A 19,986-nucleotide genomic window follows, 5' to 3' on the forward strand; every position below is an offset into this window, starting at 1 on the left:
ATCATGCGATCCCAGGTCGTATCCGGTATTAGACCTCGTTTCCAAGGCTTATCCCAGAGTACAGGGCAGGTTACCCACGTGTTACTCACCCGTTCGCCGCTCGTGTACCCCGAAGGGCCTTACCGCTCGACTTGCATGTGTTAAGCACGCCGCCAGCGTTCGTCCTGAGCCAGGATCAAACTCTCCAATAAGGATTGTGTTTGATCGCTCCAGACGGAATATGTCTGGCAATCTGGTATTACTCTCAAAGGAATATCTCTGACGAGAGATATTCATATTACTGGCTGTGTTATCGGCACGCTGTTGAGTTCTCAAAGAACACGCGCTCACCGGATCCTCACTCCGTTTCCGGAGTTTCTCTCTCGGGGCTTGTGTTTGAAGCTTAGCCAGTTCGTTTTCGCTTTGTCAAATCGGCCGTTTCGGCTTCTTCGCTGCGGCGCAAACTCGCTTCGCATTCAATTTTTGCTTGGTTCAGAAGTTATCTGAGTGGCTTTCCCGGTGTCAAATCGGGGTCATTTTCAGATCCCGGACAGCACGTTAGGCCGATCATTTACTTCTGGGGGTTTGACGCCGTGAGACTCTACCCGGCCCGCTTCGCGGTGTCAACCGCTCGTTCCGGGGTCTCGCTTGCGACCTGGAGAAAGTTACTCACGGGCAGGACCAAAGTCAAATCGCCTGGTCAGCGGGCTGTTTGATCGGTACGGACGGCATCGGAGCAGCCGGCTTGGCCCCGACCGGACGCGGACGCAGCCACAGGGTGACGGAACGAAGTCCCTCCATCGCCTTCACGATCTGGTCCGGCGCGGCGGCCTGACGGGTCGCCACCGGCACCAGGTCGTAGCCCCAGACGCCGAACTCCTTGAGGACCGTCACCGGATCGTCACCGAAGTCGGACGTCGCGGTCGCCGAGAACTCAAGGAACACGTGCGGCCTGTCGCGGCGCAACAGCCGGACGAGTCCCGCGAGAGCGCGATGCCCACGTCCAGGCGTGTCGACCCGGACGACGGAGAGTTTCATGCCCTGCACCAACGCGATGTCGTCGAGCTCCTTGTCCAGGCGCACGGCCCGGACGCGGGCGACGTCGTCCCCGGCGTCGGCGGCCAGCGGCGACACCGACACACCGCCGGTGAGCGTCGGCGACACCGCGAGTTCGCCCGCGCTCTCCCACGCCGCGCCCTCGACCACGGTCAGCCGGGACGCCACGGCGGCGGGCAGGTTCGCCGAGACGTTGTGCCTCAGCAGAGCGGCGGCGGACGCGTCCGGCTCCACGGCGACAACGGCGCCCATCAACCCGAGCCGCGACAACACGCGGATCGAGTGGTAGCCGACGTACGCGCCGACGTCGAGGAAGATGCCGTCCGGCTCCAGCACGGAGTCGAGCAGTTCCGCGAGGTCCGGCTCCCACACGCCGTTGGACGACAGAAGCGGGAGCATGAACGCGTCGTCGGAGGGCAGCCGCATCATGCCCGCGTCGCACAGCACCAGTGACGAACGCACTCCAGGCGCGTCGCCGGCGGCCTCGTGCTGACGGACCACCACGCGGCGCAACGCGTCCGCGGTCTGCTGCGCGTGGTTGGCCGCGCGGATCGCGACGTCGAGCCGCGAGTCGCGCTCGCGGAACACCTCGACGACCTTGGACTCCAGGTTGTCGATCCTGTCCAGCGTGCGGTCGAGCGCCACGGTCAGCTTGTCGATCCGTTCGGCGAGCACCTCGTCCGACTTGGCGCGCTTGGCCGCTTCGGCGACGACCGCGTCCTCGACGTCGCGCTGCCGGCGGCCCTGACCGGCCATGTCCGCGCGCACGCGCACGACCCCGTCGTCGACGCCGACCAGCTGATCCGCGAAGTGGGCCTGACGTGCGGCGACCTGCTCGATTTCGGCGCGCAGGAGCTCCAGCTCGCCGGCACCGACCCCGGCCTTCAGCGCGTCCTGCCGGTTGACCAGCTCGGACACCGTGCGCTCGACCCCGTCGATCAGGGTGTGCAGCACTTGGCGCATGTGGTTGTCGTAGTGGTCCAACGCGCGCAACACGACCTTGCGCAGCGCGGGCGCCATCGGCGTCCGATGGGGTCCGTCGACGGTCGGCTGGCGCAGCAACGCGTGCTTGGCCGACTGCAGGGCGAGCATCGGGTCGACCTCGTCCTTCGGCTTCGGCCGACGCGCCCGCCATCCGCGGTAGGCGTGCTCGACTCGTTCGCGAAGAATTTCGGCAACGCGCGCAACAGAACGCACGGACAGCACGTGCTCACGGCCGGCCGCACCCAGCGCCACGGCCGTGGGCAGGTCGTCGGCCAACGAGCGCAACAGCCGCGAGGCCGCCTGCACATCAGGTTCGGAGCCCTGGTGGCACGGCACGAGAACGGCCGTCTTGCCGAACAGCTCGGCAACGGCGCCGTGGTCCGACGCCACGATCGGCACTCCCCGCACCGCGAGCTCGGCGAGGCGCAACGCGATCCGGTCGTCCGCCCCACCGCGGTGCAACGACACCACGGCGTCGGCGCTCAGCAGCACGTCCTGGTCGTCGACCAGCGAGATCCGCTGGTCGGAGCCCGTGGCGAGGCGCAACCGCTCGGCCGCCTCGGGGTGCTGGAACGCACCGGACACGGCGATGCGCAGTTCGACGTCCGTGCGGTCCGGGAAAGCGCTGAGGAACGCCGACACGGCACCGAGCACGTTGCCGGACCGGTCGAGGGAGTGGTCCGCGATCGCCGCGAACACCACCACATCGCCGGACGAGTGGTCACGGACGCCGAGGTCCTGCACCGGTACGGGCACCACGCGCCCGATGGGCCCGCCGATGCGTTCCGCGGCGGCGCGCGACGCCTCGGACGACAGCCACAGCTCGTTCACGCCCGTGCGGTCGTCGGCGGCCGTGGCGTCCAACGCCACCTCGACGACGAACCGCCCGTCGGGCACCTCGTCGGCGGAAGAGGTGCGCACGACCACGGGATATCCCGCGGAGGTCGACACCGGCAGGCCGGACGCCCGCGCGGCGGCGAGCACCCGCTCGGCCAGCGGCCCCGACCCGACGACGGACACCCCGAGCTGGTCGAGCAGGGCGGGTCCCTCCGACCGGGGCTGCGGCACGGCGGGCGCCGGCAACCGGCCGGAGGCCACGCCGACTCCGGCGCACCACTCGCGCCAGGCTTCCGCGTCCGCGCCGAAAGGCGCCGGGAACTGCTGCTGGAGCGACGTGTCGGCACGCCAGACCGCGTCGGCCCACCGCGTGCCGCCGCTCTCCGTCCGCTCGCACGCCCAGAGGAGGAAGCCCCCGCCGCCGTCCTCGCCGAACGCGGGCGGCGGCGGCGGCACGAACGCCCGGTAGTCGGCGCGCAGCTCCGAAGGGATCGAGGTGCCGTTGATCAGCGAGTCGAACCGGTACGGCACGGGCACCGCGGACCAGCCGTTGCGGACCAGCTCGGCGCGGTAGGCCTGGCAGAGCTCGGCGACCTCGGGGTGCTCGGACAAGAGCACGCGCGGGCGTTCGGCGAAGTCGGCGGACAGCAGCCACGGGCGACGGGGGTCGAACCCGCGGAAGTGCACGGTCAGCAGGTCCTGGCCGACGACGGCGAGCGTCCCGGACTCGGTGCGGTGCAGCGGCCGGTCGGCGACGTTCCACACCGACAAGCCGACCCGTGCGTCACGCACGACGTGATGCGGCACGATCGCCGGCATGTCCAGCGATTCCAGGTAGGGCTCGGCGCCTGCGCCGACGGCGATGAAACCGGGGTCGAACGCGCCCAGGTCGTGCAGCTCGGCGGGTCCCGGCTGCAGGCCGTCCGGCGGCAGCGGCCGCAGGGTGCGCGGCAGCAGCACGACCGGTGCGGTGCGCAACGCCTCCAGCACGAGCTTCGTCAGCGACCCGAACACCTGGACCCACGGGTCGAGGTACAGCACGGGCATGCCCTGCGACAGCAACGCCTCCAGCAGCCTCGGCACCATCGCGGCCTTCAGCCCGGCAGCGTCCAGCGCGGTGGCGAGCACCCGCAGCTCGACCTCGTCGACACCGATGTCGAGGGGCGTGATCAGCCCGGGGCCGGAGTGCTCCGGCTGCGCGTCGACGACCAGTGCGACGAACCGGCCCTCGGGGTGCTCCGCGAGGAACGAGCTGGACAGGACCTTGACCGCGGGCAGCTCGGCCGCCGTGGCGACCGTGCAGGCGCAGATCGCCGGCTGGAACTCGGGTACCTCAGTCACGGAGAGCACGGATCTGCCTCACAGCATGGGAAGAAGAGTGCGCAACTCGTACGGGGTGACGCTACGACGGTACGCGTCCCACTCCGTCCGCTTGTTGCGCAGGAAGAAGTCGTAGACGTGCTCGCCCAGCGCCTCGGGGAGCAGCTCCGAGTTCTCCATCTCGGCGAGCGCCTCGCCGAGGTTCTGCGGCAGGTTCGCGTACCCCGCCGCGCGCCGTTCGCGGTCCGTCAGCGACCACACGTCGTCCTCGGCGGGCGGCGGCAGCTCGTAGCCCTTCTCGATGCCGCGCAGGCCGGCGGCCAGCACCACCGAGTACGCCAGGTACGGGTTGCACGCGGAGTCCAGCGAACGGACCTCGACGCGACGCGACGACGACTTGCCCGGTGAGTACATCGGCACACGGACCAGCGCGGAGCGGTTCGCGTGACCCCAGCACACGGCCGTGGGGGCTTCACCGCCGACGATCAGCCTCTTGTACGAGTTGACCCACTGGTTCGTGACACCGGAGATCTCGCGCGCGTGCTTGAGGATGCCCGCGACGAACTGCTTGCCGATGTCGGAGAGCTGGTACGGGTCCTCCTCGTCGTAGAAGGCGTTGCGGTCGCCCTCGAACAGCGAGAAGTGCGTGTGCATGCCCGAGCCCGGCTGGTCCGAGAACGGCTTGGGCATGAACGAGGCGCGCACGCCCTGCGTGATCGCGACCTCCTTCACCAGGTAGCGGAACGTCATGACGTTGTCCGCCATGGTCAGCGCGTCGGCGTAGCGCAGGTCGATCTCCTGCTGGCCGGGCGCGCCCTCGTGGTGGCTGAACTCGACGGAGATGCCCATGGCCTCCAGCGCCTCGATGGCGTGGCGGCGGAAGTGCGTGGCCGTCTCGTGCGAGGTCTGGTCGAAGAACCCGCCGTTGTCCGCGGGCTCGGGCTCGCTGCCGTCGCCGGGCAGGCCCTTGAGCAGGAAGAACTCGATCTCGGGGTGGACGTAGCAGGTGAACCCGGCCTCGCTGGCCTTCGACAGCGTGCGGCGCAGCACGTGGCGCGGGTCGGCCCACGACGGGGAGCCGTCCGGCATGGTGATGTCGCAGAACATGCGCGCGGAGTAGTTCGTGCCCTCCGGCGTCTGCCACGGCAGCACCTGGAACGTGGCGGGGTCCGGCTTCGCGACCATGTCCGACTCGTAGACGCGGGCGAAGCCCTCGATCGCCGAGCCGTCGAACCCGATGCCCTCGCTGAAGGCGCCCTCGAGCTCGGCCGGCGCGACCGCCACGGACTTCAGGAAGCCCAGGACGTCGGTGAACCAGAGCCGGACGAACCGGATGTCGCGTTCCTCTAGCGTGCGGAGCACGAACTCCTGCTGGCGGTCCATAGGGCGCAGCTTAAGGGCTACCGACTCTCTACGATCAACGCATGTCCGCCCGTTGGTTGTCGCTTTGCGCACTCGCCCTGCTCACGAGCTGCACGTCAGGGGGAGATCTCCCCGATGGTGCGACCTTGCTCTCGAAGTCGGCCGAGTCCATGAGCTCGGTGAAGAGCGTCCACTTCACGATCAAGGTCGACGGCGAGCTGCCGGACGTGCCGGTGAAGGAGGCCGACGGCGACCTCACCTCCGCCGGGGAGTCCAAGGGCACCGCGAAGGTGACGTTCGGCGGGCAGTTGCTGGCCGTCGAGTACGTGCTGACCGGCGGGAACCTGCACTTCAAGGGCCCGACCGGCGGGTACAGCAAGTTGCCGGCGGCGTTCGCGGGGCAGGTGTACGACCCGTCCGCGATCCTGGACCCCGGGAAGGGTGTGGCGAAGGTCCTCTCCTCGGCCAAGGACGCGAAGACCAAGTCGTCCGGTGACGTGTCGGTGGTCGAGGCGACCGTGCCGAAGGACGTCGCGGCCGGGCTGGTGCCGGGCATCTCCGCGGACGTGAAGTCGACCTTCTCGGTCGACAGGGACAACAAGCTCAAGGACGCGCTGTTCGAGCTGCCGGGTGGCCAGAAGGTCGACATCGGGCTGACGGACTTCGACAAGCCCGTCACCGTGACGGCACCCGCGTAGAGGCTGCCCGGGAGATGAGACGAGTCGCTCTCGCCGCGTCCGGCGCGGCCGTGCTGCTGGGTGCGCTCGACGCGTACGTCGTCGTCGGTGTCCTCACGGACATGGTGCGCGACCTCGGCATCGCGGTGAACGAGCTGCAGCAGGCCACGCCGATCGTCACCGGGTACCTGCTCGGGTACGTGGCGGGCATGCCGCTGCTCGGGCAGCTGTCGGACCGGCTGGGACGGCGGTTCGTGCTGCAGGTGTCGCTGCTCGGGTTCCTGGTGGGCTCGGTCGTCACGGCGCTGGCCGCCGACGTGCCGCTGCTCGTCGCCGGGCGCGTGGTGCAGGGGCTCGCGGGTGGCGCGCTGCTGCCGGTGACGATGGCACTGGTGGCGGACCTGTGGGAGGAGCACCGGCGGTCGACCGCTCTCGGGACCGTCGGCGCCGCTCAGGAGCTGGGATCCGTCCTCGGCACCCTCTACGGCATCGCGGTGGCGTCGTTGTTCAACGCGTTGCCGCTGTTCGAGGCGTGGGAGCCGCAAAGCTGGCGCTGGGTGTTCTGGGTGAACGTCCCGTTGGCGGTCATCGCGATGGTGATCGTGCAACGGACCGTGCCGAACACACGGCGTGAGGTGCGCATCGACGTCGTGGGCGGGGTGTTGCTCGCTCTCGCGTTGTCGTTGCTGGTCGTGGCGCTCTACAACCCGACGCCGGCCGAGTCGATGCTGCCGTCGTGGGGCTGGCCCGCGTTGGCAGCGGCTTTCGTGGTGCTCGGTGCCTTCTTCTTGTGGGAACGCCGTGCTGCTGCGCGACTCCTCGATCCCGAGGGCGTGCAGTGGCGGCCGTTCTGGGCCGTGCTCGGAGTCTCTCTCGCGGCCGGGGCGGCGTTGATGGTGACGCTCGTCGACGTCGAGTTGTTCGCGCAGACCGTGTTGCGCCGCGACTCGGCGTCCGCGGCGACCCTGCTCACCCGGTTCCTGGTCGCGTTGCCGGTCGGCGCCGTGCTGGGCGGGTTCCTCGCGTCCCGGCTGGGCGACCGCTGGGTGTCGTTCGGCGGCCTTGCCATCGCATCGGTGTCCTACGTGTTCATCGCGCGGTGGCCCGCCGATGTCGGCGGGTTCGTGCTCACGCGTGACCTGGCCATCGCCGGTTTCGGGCTGGGCCTGGTCATCGCGCCGTTGTCCGGTGCCGTGCTCCGGGTCGTGCCGCCCGTCAGGCACGGCGTCGCGTCGGCGTTCGTCGTCGTCGCGCGCATGACGGGCATGCTCGTCGGAGTGGCGGCGTTGTCCGCGTGGGGACTCCACCGGTTCCGCGAGCTCACGGCAGACCTGAACACACCGCTGCCGTTCGGCGTCGAACCCGCCGAGTTCCAGCGGCGGATGGCCGAGTACCAGCGCGGGCTCACCGAGGCGCTGCTCACCGAGTACCACGAGATCTTCCTGATCACGGCGGTGATCTGCGCCGCCGGCGCGCTGGGGTCGGTCCTGCTGCCGGGGAGGCGTCAGCAGACCGAGTCCGTTTCCGGCAGTCTCAGGTCCACCAGGTAGTTCGTGCCCACACCGTCCACGCAGCCGACGCCCGCGAGGAACGCCGTGTGCTGGTTGCCGTTGAACGTCAGCAACCGGGCGCCGAGGGCCTGGGCCAGGTCCACACCGGACTGGTAGGGCGTCGCCGGGTCGCCGGTCGTCGAGATCACCAGCACCTGCGGCAGCCCGGTCACGCTCGGCGGATGCGGTTCCGACGTGTGCGGGGCCGGCCAGAACGCGCACGGGCCGAGCGCGGTCTCGTCGGTCGGGACCGTGTCGTTGCCCAGGAGCTCCAACAGCCTCCGGCGGTTGGACTCCAGGGTGGCGCGGTCCTTGATCGGCGGTTCGTCGACGCAGCGGATGGCCACGAACGCGTCCTGGATGCGGCTGTAGGTGCCGTCCTGGGCGCGGCCGAGGTACTGGTCGGCGAGTTGCAGCAGGGTGGTGCCCTTGTTCTGCCGCAGTTCCTGCAGGCCCTTGAGCGCCGTCTCCCACAGCCGGTCGGTGTACATCGCCTGGATGATCGCGGTGTTGGCGTCCGAGTGGGACAGCTTGCGGTCGCCGACCTGCAGCGGGGTCTTCTTGAGCGGCTCGATCAGCTGCCGGAACCTGGACTCCGCCGCGGTGGTGTCCCTCCCGATGGGACAGTCGCGCTGGGCGCACCAGCCCGCGAACCGCTGGAAGGACTCCTCGAAGCCCTGCGCCTGACGTGCCGACGCGGCCACCTTGTCGCCGTTGACCTCCACCGCGCCGTCGAGCACCATCGCGCGCACGTTGCGGGGGAACATCTCGGCGTACAGCGTGCCGATGCGCGTGCCGTAGGAGTAGCCGAGGTAGCTCAGCTTCTTCTCCCCCAGTGCCGCGCGCAGCACGTCGACGTCCCGCACGACGTCACGGGTGCCGACGTTGCGCAGGAGGTCGAGGCCGCTGCGCTCGGCGCACCGGTCGACGAAGAACTTGTTCTCCTGCTCGGTCTGGTTCGCGCTCTCCCCCTTGGGCCGCAGCCGTTGCGCGTCGCGTTCGGCGTCGGTCAGGCACTGCACGCGGGGCTGGCTCGCCCCGACGCCGCGCGGGTCGAAGCCCACCACGTCGAACCGCTTGCCGACCGGGTTGCCCGGCTGCATGTTCGCGACGTGCGCCATGCCCGACCCGCCGGGGCCGCCGGGGTTCAGCACGAGAGAACCGACCCTGCGGTCCTTCTCGGTCGCGGGACGGCGCAGCAGCCCGACCGTGATCGTCCCGGCGTCCGGCTTCGCGTAGTCGAGCGGGACCTGCAGCCGCGAGCACTGGATGCCCTCGCGCTCGAACAGGCCCTTGCTCTTCGCATCGGTCGCGTAGGGCTGGCACGCGCCCCACGACAGCACCTGCGAGTAGAAGCGCTCGATGCCCTTGCGACCGGCGACGGGCGAGCCGTCGATGCGCGCGTAGGACGTGGACGTGCCGAGTACGACGATCAAGGCGAACAGGGCCGCGGTGACTCGGGATCGCCTCTTCGTCATTAGGCGCACCGGGTTCCGTCGGCGGGCAACGTCTGGTCGATCAGGTACTTCACGCCGGCCGCGTCCACGCAGGGGTCGCCCTGCAGGAAGACCGTGTGCTGCACGCCCTCGAACGTGAGCAGCCGCGAGTTGAGCGCCTTGGCCAGGTTCACGCCCGCCTCGTACGGCGTCGCCGGGTCACCGGTCGTCGAGATGACCAGCAGCGGCGGGATGCCGTCGGCCTTCGGCGGCGCGGGGGTGGCGGACACCGGGGCGGGCCAGAACGCGCACGCGTCGAGCGCCGCGCCGGGCGGGTTGCCGTCGTCGAGGAACGGCGCCGCCGCCTTGTACTGCTTCTGCGTCTCCAGCAGGGCGTTCTTGTCCGTGAGCCGCAGGTCGTCGACGCAGTGCACGGCGTTGAACGCGTCCGTGATGGTCGAGTACTCGCCCTGCTCGTCGCGGTCGTAGTACGCGTCGGCCAGGCGCAGCAGCGTGGTGCCCTTGCCGTTCTTGAGCTCGTTGAGGCCGTTGACCAGCAGCGGCCAGAGCTGTTCCGAGTACATCGCCTGGATCGCGGCGGTGATCGCGTCGTTGTAGGACAACTTGCGGCTGCCGACGTCGACCGGCTTCTGGATCAACGGGGTCGTGAGCTGCCGGAAGCTCGCGTTGGCGTCGTCGCCGAGGGGGCACTCCCCCTTCTGACGGCACCACTTGACGAACTCGTCGAAGGCCTTCTGGAAGCCGGCGGCCTGGGCGACCAGCGACGCGAGCTGGTCCTGGGTCGGGTCGACGGCACCGTCGAGGATGAGCGCGCGCACGTTCCGGGGGAAGGTTTCGGCGTACTCGGTGCCTATGCGCGTGCCGTACGAGTACCCGACGTAGCTCAGCTTCGCGTCGCCGAGCGCAGAGCGGAGGACATCCATGTCCTTAACTACGTCCCGCGTGCCCAAGTTGGCGAGCATTGCCGCCCCGAATTTTGTCCCGGCGGCACACTTCTCGGCATACGCCCTGTTCTCCTGCTCCGTTTGGGCGAGTCCAGCCGGGCTGGTGTCGATGTCGAGGTCCAGGCGCTCGGCGTCGCGCTCCGGTCCGGTGAGGCACCGGACCGCCGGTTCGCTCGCCCCGACGCCCCGCGGGTCGAACCCGACGAGGTCGAACCTGGCCGCGAGGTCGGTCTTGCGGTAGGCGGAGACCATGCCGGCGGCCGACGCCATGCCGGACGCGCCGGGGCCGCCGGGGTTGGTCAGCAGCGAGCCGATCTTCTGGCCGGTGGCCTTGTACCTGAGCACGCCGATCGTGATCGTGTCGCCGGTTGGCTTCGAGTAGTCGAGGGGAACCCTCAGCCGGGTGCATTCGACATCGCGCTTCTTGCCGTATGCGTCCCTGCTGGACCCCGTCGTGGCGTACGGCTCGCAGTTCTCCCAGCCGAGCTTCTGGCCGTAGAACTCCTCCAGACCGGCGGGAACGGCACCGGCCGGGCCTGGCTTCTCGAAGGTCACGCCGGGCTTGGACGTCCCCTCGACGATCGTCGTGCAGGACGCGAGCAGCGGAATGACGAGCAACACGCTCAAGAGACGGACCACGACCCGATGGTATGGGAGATGATGAGGGCATGCCGCAGCTTCGGATCGCGCTCGCCCAGGTCAACGCCACTGTTGGCGATCTCGGGGGCAACGCTTCACTGGTCCTGGAGTGGACGCGCAAGGCCCGCGAGGGCGGCGCCCACCTCGTGGTGTTCCCCGAGATGGTGCTGACCGGCTACCCGGTCGAGGACCTCGCGATCCGCACGTCGTTCGCACGGGCGTCGTCGGAGGCCCTGGAGGCGCTGGCCGGGTCGCTCGACGCCGCGGGCCTCGGCGAGGTCGCCGCCGTCGTCGGGTACCTGGACCGCGACTCGGAGGGCCCGCGCAACGCCGCCGCCGTGCTGCACGGCGGGAGGGTCGTGGCCCGGCAGTTCAAGCACCACCTGCCCAACTACGGCGTGTTCGACGAGCGGCGGTACTTCAAGCCCGGCTCGTCGCTCGACGTCGTGCGGGTCAACGGCGTCGAGGTCGGCCTGGTCATCTGCGAGGACCTCTGGCAGGACGGCGGCCCGGTCACGGCGCTCGGCGCGGCCGGTGTCGACGTGGTGGTCTCGCCCAACGCCTCGCCCTACGAGCGCAAGAAGGACGACCAGCGGCTGCCCCTGGTCGCGCGCCGTGCGGCCGAGGCCCGCGCGCCCCTCGCCTACTGCAACCTCGTCGGCGGCCAGGACGAGCTGGTGTTCGACGGCGACTCGCTCGTCGTGTCGGCCGAGGGCCAGCTGATCGGACGGGCGCCGCAGTTCGTCGAGCACCTGATGTTCGCCGACTTCGACGTGCCCGGCGGCCTCGAGTACGCCGAGGGCCGGGTCGGGGGCTTCGAGGTGCGCCGCGTCGCCCTCTCGGACGCCGGTCCCGCCTACGAGCCGCTGCCCGCGCCGCGCGTGTTCGAGCCGCTGTCCGACGAGGCAGAGGTGTGGCACGCCCTCGTGACGGGTCTGCGCGACTACGTGCACAAGAACGGCTTCCGGTCCGTTGTGCTCGGTCTGTCCGGTGGCATCGACTCGGCCGTTGTCGCTGCTCTAGCCGTGGACGCTCTCGGTGCCGACGCGGTCTACGGCGTCTCCATGCCGTCGTCGTACTCCTCGGAGCACTCGCGGTCGGACGCCTCGGACATGGCGGCGCGCACCGGCCTGCACTTCACCACCGAGCCGATCGGCGAGATGGTGTCGGTGTACGTGGACCAGCTGGAGCTGACCGGCTTGGCCGAGGAGAACATCCAGGCCCGGTGCCGCGGCATGCTGCTGATGGCGTTGTCGAACCAGCACGGCCACCTCGTCCTCGCGACCGGCAACAAGTCCGAGCTCGCGGTCGGCTACTCGACCATCTACGGTGACGCCGTCGGTGGGTACGCGCCGATCAAGGACGTGTTGAAGACCCTGGTCTGGGACCTCGCCCGGTGGCGCAACGCCGAGGCGGAGAAGCGCGGCGAGACCCCGCCGATCCCGGAGAACTCGATCTCCAAGCCGCCGTCGGCCGAGCTGCGCCCCGGCCAGGTCGACACCGACTCGCTGCCGGACTACGAACTGCTCGACGACCTGCTCGACGACTACGTCGAGGGCGACAAGGGCTACGACGACCTGCTGGCCGCCGGCTTCGCGCCGGAGCTCGTGGACCGGGTGCTGCGGATGGTGGACAGGGCCGAGTACAAGCGGCGCCAGTACCCGCCGGGCACGAAGATCTCGAACAAGGCCTTCGGGCGGGACCGGCGGCTGCCGATCACGAGCGGGTGGCGCGAGGGCTGAGCCTCCGGCTCGGAGCGCGGTTCGGGCGGCGGCGCCGGGTGGTGCGAGGAGTGGAGCCTGCTCCACCGCGCCGGACCTGCCCGGACCGTTAGGTTCCTCCCCATGAAACGGATCTGGGCCGCGGTGCTCTACCTGGCCACGGGGCTGCTGACGGCCATCGTGTCGTGGCTCGCCCTGGGTGTCTTCCTGCTGTCGGTCGTGGTCCTTCCGTTGCTGCCCGTCACGGCGCCCTACATTCGCCGGATCGTCGAGCTCGACCGGTGGCGGCTCGCCCGCTACAACGGGGTCCGGCTCCCGTCGCCTCCACCGCTCGACGGGCCGTGGCTGCACCGGGCCCAGCGGGTGCTGGCCGACCCGGACAGCCTGCGCGACGGGCTCTGGCTGATCACGCACGCCCTGTTCGGCACGGCGTTCGGGGCGGTCGCCATCGGGATCACCGGCTCGCTGGCCCAGCAGCCGTTCGTGCTGCTGACCTGGTGGATGATCCCGGGCGGGAACGAGAACTCGTTCGGCATCCGCGTCGACTCGTGGCCCGAGGCGTTGCTGAGCGTGCCGATCGCGATCGTGCTCGCGCTGATCGTCACCCAGCTGCCGCGACTGGCCGACCTCGACGCGCGGTGGGCGCGCAAGATGCTGTCGCCGCCGAAGGCCTCGCTGGAGAAGCGGCTGGCCGAGGTCGTCGCCACGCGGGCCGCCGCGTTGCAGGCGCACGGGGCCGAACTCAGGCGGATCGAGCGGAACCTGCACGACGGGACGCAGAACAAGCTGGTCGGCGTCGTGATGATGCTCGGCATCGCGGAACGCACGCTCGAGCAGAACCCCGACAACGCGTTGCAGGCGTTGCTGCGGGCCCAGGACGCGGCCGGGGACGCGCTGGAGGAGCTGCGCAACGTCGTGCGCAGCATCCACCCGCCCGTGCTGGAGGACCTGGGGCTCGACGGGGCGATCCAGGCCCTCGCCGCCCGGTGCCCGGTGCCGTGCGTGCTCACGGCCGAACACCTCGGACGGCTCCCGGCGGCGGTGGAGGCCGCCGCGTACTTCGCGGTGGCCGAGGCGCTCACGAACGTGGCCAAGCACAGCGGTGCCCGGCACGCGTGGGTCAGCCTCGGCGTGAACGACGACAAGCTGGTCGTCGTGGTCCACGACGACGGCAAGGGCGGTGCGGACGAGAAGCAGGGCACCGGCCTGGAGGGCATCCGGGGACGGGTCGCGGCGCTGGACGGCACCGCGGAAGTGAGCAGTCCCGAGGGTGGCCCTACCGTTCTCACCGTCGTGCTACCTGTGGGGAAGTGACCTATGCGCATCGTGATCGCCGAAGACGACGCTCTGCTCCGTGAAGGGCTGACGTTGTTGTTGCGCAACGAAGGCATCGAAGTCGCCGCGGCGACGGACAACCCGGACGACTTCCTCGACGCCGTGGCCGAGCACGAGCCGGACATCGCCGTGGTCGACGTGCGGATGCCACCGACGTTCACCGACGAGGGCCTGCGGGCCGCCGTGGAGGCACGCCGCAGGCATCCGAAGCTGGCCGTGCTGGTCCTCAGCGCGTGGGTCGAGCAAAGCTACGCGCACGAACTGCTCGCCGGCACCAACGGCGGCGTCGGCTACCTGCTCAAGGAACGCGTCGGCAAGGTCGCGGACTTCCTCGAGTCGCTGCACCGCGTCGCGAACGGCGGCACGGCGCTCGACCCCGAGGTCGTGTCGCAACTGCTGGTGCGGCGCAAGACCGACGACGCGCTCAGCGTGCTGTCGCCGCGTGAACGCGAGGTCCTCGGGCTGATGGCGGAAGGTCTGTCGAACACCGCCATCGGCGAGAAGCTCGTCCTCAGCGCGGGAGCCGTGCACAAGCACATCGGCAACGTCTTCCTGAAGCTCGGCCTCAACAGCGAGGACGGCTCGGGCGACCGCCGGGTGCAGGCCGTGCTCGCGTACCTCGAACGCTGATCACCGGGGCCGGACGAACGGGAAGAGCACGGTCTGCCGGATCGACGTGCCGGTCAGCATCATCAGCAACCGGTCGACCCCCAGGCCGAGCCCACCCGTCGGCGGCATGCCGTGCTCCAGCGCCCGCAGGAAGTCCTCGTCCAGCTCCATCGCCTCGACGTCGCCGGACGCGGCCTTGAGCGACTGCGCCTCCAGCCGGCGCCGCTGCTCCAGCGGGTCGGTCAGCTCCGAGTACGCCGTGCCGATCTCCGCCCCGAACGCCACGAGGTCCCAGCGCTCGGCCAGGCGCGGGTCGGCCCGGTGCTGCCGGGTCAGCGGGGACACCGAGGTCGGGAAGTCGATGTAGAAGGTCGGGCCGACGGTGCCGGCCTCGACGAACGAGTCGTACGCCTCCTGCACGAGCTGCCCGTGGTCCCAGTCCTCGTTGACCTCCACGCCGCGGGACGACAGCAGTGAGCGCAGCTCCGCGACGGACGTGTCCGGCGTGACGGAGGCGTGCAAGGCCGTGGAGACCGCCGTGTAGACCGGAATCACCGGCCACTCCCCCGAGAGGTCGAACGCGCCGTCCGGGCGATGGGCGACCTCTTCGCCGAACGCCTCCCTCGCCGCGTGCTGGACCAGCTCGCGCACCAGGTCCAGCATGACCCGGTAGTCCGCGTAGGACTGGTAGGCCTCCAACATCGTGAACTCTGGGTTGTGCGTGGCGTCCGCGCCCTCGTTGCGGAAGTTGCGGTTCAGCTCGAACACCCGGTCCACGCCCGCGACGCAGAGCCGCTTCAGGTACAGCTCCGGCGCGATCCGCAGGTACATCCGCATGTCGTAGGCGTTGATGTGCGTGACGAACGGCCGGGCGTTCGCACCGCCGTGCACCGCCTGCAGCATCGGCGTCTCGACCTCGAGGTACGAGTGCGAGTGCAGGAACTCCCGCACGGCGCGGATCACGTCGCTGCGCAGCTTCAGCAGGTGCGCGGAGTCGGAGTTCACCACCAGGTCGAGGTAGCGCTGGCGGACGCGCGCCTCCGGGTCGGTGAAGCCCTTGCGCTTGTCCGGCAACGGGTGCAGGCACTTCGCGGTCATCGTCCACGACGACGCCAGCACGGAGATCTCGCCGTGGTCGGACTTGACCACCTTCCCGGTGACGCCGACGTGGTCGCCGAGGTCGACGTCGGACTTCCACGACGCCAGCGCGTCGCCCAGCGAGTCGACCGACAGCATCAGCTGGATCTCGCCGCTGAAGTCCCGCAGCCGCGCGAAGCAGAGCTTGCCCATCTCCCGCAGCGCCATCACGCGCCCGGTGACCGAGACCTCCTCGCCGAAGCGCTCCCGTGCTCCCGCGAGGAGGTCCGAGCGTTCGAAGCCCACCGGGTACGGGTCGACGCCCGCCGCCACCAGCCGGTCGACCTTCGCGATCCGCACCCGGACCTGCTCGGGGCGGCGGACGGCCTTCGGCTCGACCCGGATCGCGTCGATCTCGGCGACCTTGGCCGCGAACTCGTCGCTGACGTCCGTCTTCTGCAACGCCCTCCTGCGCAACGACCGCAGCGACGGCACGAAGCCCTCGGCCACGCCGGCGGCGATGCTGACCCGCGGCAACGACCGCGACCGTGCGTAGCAGAGGAACCGCGGCTCCCACTCCGGCAGGTACTTGGCGTTCGAGCGGTACAGCGACTCCAGCTGGAAGAACCGCGACGCGAGCGACAGCACCCGCCGCCACGCCCGCAGCACCGGGCCGGCGCCGATCTTCTCGCCCTCCTCGAACACCGCGCGGAACATGGCGAAGTTGAGCGAGATCCGGTGCACGCCGAGGTGCCCGGCGGCCGCCGCGAGCTGGGCGACCATGTACTCGTTCAGGCCGTTCTCCGCCGCCCGGTCGCGCCGCATCAGGTCGAGCGAGACACCCCGGCGGCCCCACGGCACGAACGACAGCAGCCCGCGCAGCGCACCCGAGGCGTCGTAGGCCTCGACCATCACGCACCGGCCGTCGCTCGGATCTCCCAGTCGCCCCAACGCCATCGAGAAGCCGCGCTCGGTCTCGGCGCCGCGCCACGCCTCCGCGAGGTCCAGGATGGACGCCATCTCGTCCGGCGCGATCTCGCTGTGGCGCCGCACGCGCGTGGTGTACCCGGCCCGTTCGACGCGGGACACCGCCTGGCGCAGCCCGCGCCGTTCCGGACCGGCGAGGTTGAACTCGCGGACGTCGAGGACGGCCTCGTCCCCGATCTCCAGCGCCTTCAGCCCGGCGTGGGAGTAGACCCGCGCCCCTCGCTCGGAAGCTCCCAGCACGCCGGGCATCCAGCCGTACGTGCGCGCCTCGGACAGCCACGCCAGCACGGCCTCGGGCCACGCCTCCTCGTCGCCGACCGGGTCGGCCGAGGCCAGCGTGACGCCGCCGATCACCCGGTACGTCAGCGCCGCCCGGCCGGACGCCGCGAACACGACGCTCTTGTCGCGCCGGGTCGCGAAGTAGCCCAGCGAGTCGGGCTCGCCGTCGGCCGCGAGCAGCCGGCGCACGTCGAGCTCCTGGTCCGGCGTGATCATGCTCTGGGTGCGGACACCCCGGAAGAACACGTACAGCGCGCCGATCGCGACCAGCGTGCCGCCGAGGCCCAGCAGCACGCTCAGCCACTGCGGGCCCTCGGGGATGTCGAGCCGGCCCAGGCGGACGACCTCACCCGTCGCCTGGTTCGCCGCCCACGCGAGCTTGTCGGTCTGCGCGAGAAGCCTGCCGGGGAAGACCTCGGTGAGGCCCCAGCCCAGCAGCACCAGCGCGACCATGCCCAGCACGAACGCCGCCAGCGCCTGCCGCCACGCGCCGCGGGCCAGCCGGGCGGGGAACGCCTCGCGCACCACGAACAGCAGCGCGACGAACAGCAGCGACGTCGTCACCCCGGTGCCGAGGAAGACCCAGTGCGGTTCCTCGCCCGCCTCCAGGACTTCTTCAGGAGCCAGGGCCAGGATGACCATGATGAACCCGACCAGCAGCAGGCCCGTCACCTGGAAGAGCAGCAGCGCCCACAGCGCCGCTCGCTTGCGCCTGCGCAGGGCGGCGCCGAGGACGAAGAACACCAGGGCGATGAAGAGGTTGCCGTCGATGGGCAGGCCGAAGAGGAACCCGATGCCGTCCGTGACGTCGGTGAACCGGCTGTCTTCCGGGAGGACGACCCTGAGCAGCGACAGCGCTCCGGCGAGGTACACGATCGTCGCGATCGCGCCCGCGGTCTTCCACTTCCACGCCGGTGCCACATCCACTCCCGAGGTCCGCCAGTGTCGGTCATGATCCCCTCTTCGGCGGGCCGGGTGCATGTCACCTCGTCCGGGCGTGTTGACCAGCCCGTCGTGGTCCTGAGCTCCGGCCTGGGCGGGGCCTGGTTCGACTGGGACCGGACCGTGCGGCTGCTCGAGCCACTCGCCAGGGTGGTCGTGTTCGACCGGCCGGGCCTCGGGCTGAGCGGTCCCGCGCGGCGCGGGCCGTCCCTGGCGCGCGAGGTCGCCGTGCTCGACGCGGTGCTGCGCGGGGTGCCGAAGGCGGTCCTGGTCGGGCACTCGATGGCGTCGATGCACGTCGAGGCCTACGCCCGGCTGCGGCCGCACCGGGTCGACGGGGTCGTGCTGCTCGACCCGGACGCGGAGACGCCGGGCGCGGGAGCGCCGTTCGACGTGTCGGCGGTGCTCGCGCAGGGTGTGCGGGCGATCGGCAGCCGCTGGCTCGGCGCCCGGCTGACCCAGCGGTACGGGCACTCGTTCCGCAACCTGCTGACCGCGGTGTCCACGCTCGGGGTGACCGACCCGGCGCCCGCCGACCTGGTCGAACTGGTCTACCGGCGGCCCGGCGTCGGGCGGGCGGTGCTGTGGGAGCTCGCGTCGTACCCCGGCCAGGTGGCGACGCTCGAACGGCTGCGGACGCGCCGGCCGTTCCCGCGCGTGCCGTTCCTGGTGCTCACGGCCGGGCGGGAGGTCTGGCCGGAGCACCGGTCGTTGGCCGCCCTCGTGCCGTGGGGGCGCAACGTGCCGGTGCCCGGCAGTCGGCACATGATCCAGATGGACAGGCCGGACGCCGTGGTCATGGCCGTGCGGGAGGTGCTCAGGGGTCTGCCCGACCGCTGAGCAGGCAGAACTCGTTGCCCTCCGGGTCGGCGAGGGTGTACCAGCTCACGTCGCCCTGACCGATGTCGACGTGCGTGGCGCCGAGCGCGAGGAGGCGCTCCAGTTCTTCGGCCTGGTCGCGGTCCGTGGCCTTCACGTCGATGTGCAGGCGGAGCTTCTGCAGCTTGCGGTCGGGGTTGCGCAGGAACAGCAGGGTCGTGCGCCTGTCCGGCGGTCCGATCTCCACGGACTCGTCGTCGCGGCCGAGCACCTCGTAGCCCAGAACTCCTCCCCAGAAGGCGGCGAGACGTTCGGGATCGGTGCAGTCCAGTACGAGCTCGGTGATTCGCGCTGCCACGTGTGTGACGGTAGCCGCACTTGCCTCCCGTTTCCGGTCGGCGGTGTCACCCTGGAGTCCGGCAACCGTGCACCAAGCGCCCGGGGACCTGCTGACGCGGGCCTCGAGGAAAGGACCGGTCGACGATGACCACTGCCGAAGTTCCCGCGCCCTACGGCTCCGGAGCGGGCCAGAAGCCCCCCGCCAAGCGCGTTCGCGTCCACCACCTGCGGGAGATGAAGGAACGCGGCGAGGCGTGGCCCATGCTCACCTCGTACGACACGTTCACCGCCTCGATCTTCGACGAGGCCGGCATCCCCGTCCTGCTGGTCGGCGACTCCGCGTCGAACACCGTCTACGGGCACGACTCCTCGCTGCCGGTCACGGTGGACGAGCTCGTACCCCTGGTCCGCGCGGTGACCCGCTCGGTCAAGCGCTCCCTCGTCGTGGCCGACCTTCCGTTCGGGTCCTACCAGGTGTCGGTCGAGCAGGCCGTGGCGACGGCGGTCCGGTTCATGAAGGAAGGCCAGGCGCACGCGGTCAAGCTGGAGGGCGGCTCGTACTTCGCGCCGCACATCCGCGCGATCACCGCCGCGGGCATCCCGGTCATGGCGCACATCGGCTTCACCCCGCAGTCCGAGCACCAGCTCGGCGGCTACCGCGTGCAGGGCCGTCACGACAACCACGACGTCGTGGTGCAGGACGCGCTGGCCGTGCAGGAGGCGGGCGCGTTCGCGGTCGTGCTGGAGATGGTGACCGCCGAGGTCGCGAAGCAGATCACGCACGACCTGGTCATCCCGACCGTGGGCATCGGCGCCGGTCCGGACACCGACGCCCAGGTGCTGGTGTGGCAGGACATGATGGGCCTGAACCGCGGCAAGGCACCGCGGTTCGTCAAGCGCTACGCCGACATCGGCAACGTCATGCTGGGCGCGGCGGCCGAGTTCGCCGCGGAGGTGCGCGGGCACCAGTTCCCCGGCCCCGAGCACACCTTCCACTGAGCCGTGCCCTTCAGCGGGTCCAGGCCTCCGGGTCTGGGCCCGCCGGCACGATTCCGGTCGGATTGATCCGGTGG

13 protein-coding genes and 1 rRNA gene are annotated in these 19,986 nt (G+C 70.4%); 7 read left to right on the forward strand and 7 right to left on the reverse strand.

The features are described from left to right. The 3 genes from BLQ91_RS36925 to glnA form a co-directional block, all read right to left on the reverse strand. A 16S ribosomal RNA gene (locus BLQ91_RS36925) occupies nt 1–191 on the reverse strand; the annotation flags it as partial. Between the two features lie 475 nt (nt 192–666). Then, entirely contained in the window at nt 667–4,197 is a 3,531-nt protein-coding gene (locus BLQ91_RS36930) for an FkbM family methyltransferase (protein ID WP_143023016.1), read from the reverse strand. A gap of 18 nt (nt 4,198–4,215) precedes the next feature. Beyond that, entirely contained in the window at nt 4,216–5,559 is a 1,344-nt protein-coding gene (gene glnA / locus BLQ91_RS36935) for a type I glutamate--ammonia ligase (RefSeq protein WP_090104796.1), read from the reverse strand. Nucleotides 5,560–5,600: 41 nt separating this feature from the next. On the opposite strand from glnA, the gene BLQ91_RS36940 reads away from it, so the two are divergent. After that, nucleotides 5,601–6,236, forward strand: a complete 636-nt coding sequence (locus BLQ91_RS36940) for an LppX_LprAFG lipoprotein (RefSeq protein ID WP_090104798.1) — start codon at nt 5,601–5,603, stop codon at nt 6,234–6,236. A 14-nt stretch (nt 6,237–6,250) separates the two neighbouring features. Continuing rightward, nucleotides 6,251–7,765 carry an MFS transporter gene (locus BLQ91_RS36945; RefSeq protein WP_090104800.1) on the forward strand — a complete coding sequence of 505 codons (1,515 nt, stop codon included), beginning with the start codon at nt 6,251–6,253 and terminating at the stop codon, nt 7,763–7,765. On the opposite strand, the gene BLQ91_RS36950 is transcribed toward BLQ91_RS36945, so the two are convergent. Both BLQ91_RS36950 and BLQ91_RS36955 read right to left on the reverse strand, forming a co-directional pair. Then, nucleotides 7,720–9,243: an alpha/beta hydrolase gene (locus tag BLQ91_RS36950; protein ID WP_090104802.1), complete on the reverse strand. Its 1,524-nt coding sequence runs from the start codon at nt 9,241–9,243 to the stop codon at nt 7,720–7,722. The genes BLQ91_RS36945 and BLQ91_RS36950 overlap by 46 nt on opposite strands. Continuing rightward, nucleotides 9,243–10,805 (reverse strand): alpha/beta hydrolase, encoded by a 1,563-nt coding sequence (locus BLQ91_RS36955; protein ID WP_090104805.1) that lies wholly within the window; start codon nt 10,803–10,805, stop codon nt 9,243–9,245. Before BLQ91_RS36955 ends, BLQ91_RS36950 begins: the two co-directional genes overlap by 1 nt. 29 nt (nt 10,806–10,834) lie before the next feature. Here BLQ91_RS36955 and BLQ91_RS36960 point away from each other — a divergent pair, with 29 nt between their 5' ends. From BLQ91_RS36960 to BLQ91_RS36970, 3 genes are all read left to right on the forward strand, one after another. Continuing rightward, nucleotides 10,835–12,547, forward strand: coding sequence for an NAD+ synthase (locus BLQ91_RS36960; protein WP_090104807.1), 1,713 nt, complete (start codon nt 10,835–10,837; stop codon nt 12,545–12,547). Between the two features lie 102 nt (nt 12,548–12,649). After that, a complete protein-coding gene (locus tag BLQ91_RS36965) occupies nt 12,650–13,840 on the forward strand; it encodes a sensor histidine kinase (RefSeq protein ID WP_090104809.1) in 1,191 nt (396 codons plus the stop codon). Between the two features lie 3 nt (nt 13,841–13,843). Next, entirely contained in the window at nt 13,844–14,491 is a 648-nt protein-coding gene (locus BLQ91_RS36970) for a response regulator (RefSeq protein WP_090104811.1), read from the forward strand. Here the strand turns inward: BLQ91_RS36970 and lysX are convergent, their stop codons facing one another. Next, nucleotides 14,492–17,794, reverse strand: coding sequence for a bifunctional lysylphosphatidylglycerol synthetase/lysine--tRNA ligase LysX (gene lysX, locus BLQ91_RS36975; protein WP_090104887.1), 3,303 nt, complete (start codon nt 17,792–17,794; stop codon nt 14,492–14,494). It abuts the gene before it with no gap. Between lysX and BLQ91_RS36980 the strand changes: the two genes are divergently transcribed. Continuing rightward, a complete protein-coding gene (locus tag BLQ91_RS36980; RefSeq protein WP_090104889.1) occupies nt 17,765–18,595 on the forward strand; it encodes an alpha/beta fold hydrolase in 831 nt (276 codons plus the stop codon). The two genes, lysX and BLQ91_RS36980, sit on opposite strands and share 30 nt — an antisense overlap. Here the strand turns inward: BLQ91_RS36980 and BLQ91_RS36985 are convergent. After that, the gene (locus BLQ91_RS36985) at nt 18,573–18,932 is read right to left on the reverse strand and encodes a VOC family protein (protein ID WP_090104813.1); all 360 of its coding nucleotides are present in this window, start codon (nt 18,930–18,932) and stop codon (nt 18,573–18,575) included. The genes BLQ91_RS36980 and BLQ91_RS36985 overlap by 23 nt on opposite strands. A gap of 125 nt (nt 18,933–19,057) precedes the next feature. Here BLQ91_RS36985 and panB point away from each other — a divergent pair, with 125 nt between their 5' ends. Continuing rightward, the gene (gene panB, locus BLQ91_RS36990) at nt 19,058–19,912 is read left to right on the forward strand and encodes a 3-methyl-2-oxobutanoate hydroxymethyltransferase (protein WP_090104815.1); all 855 of its coding nucleotides are present in this window, start codon (nt 19,058–19,060) and stop codon (nt 19,910–19,912) included. The last annotated feature ends 74 nt before the right edge of the window (nt 19,913–19,986 follow it).

Source organism: Lentzea jiangxiensis, assembly GCF_900104175.1.
Lineage (GTDB): Bacteria > Actinomycetota > Actinomycetes > Mycobacteriales > Pseudonocardiaceae > Lentzea > Lentzea jiangxiensis.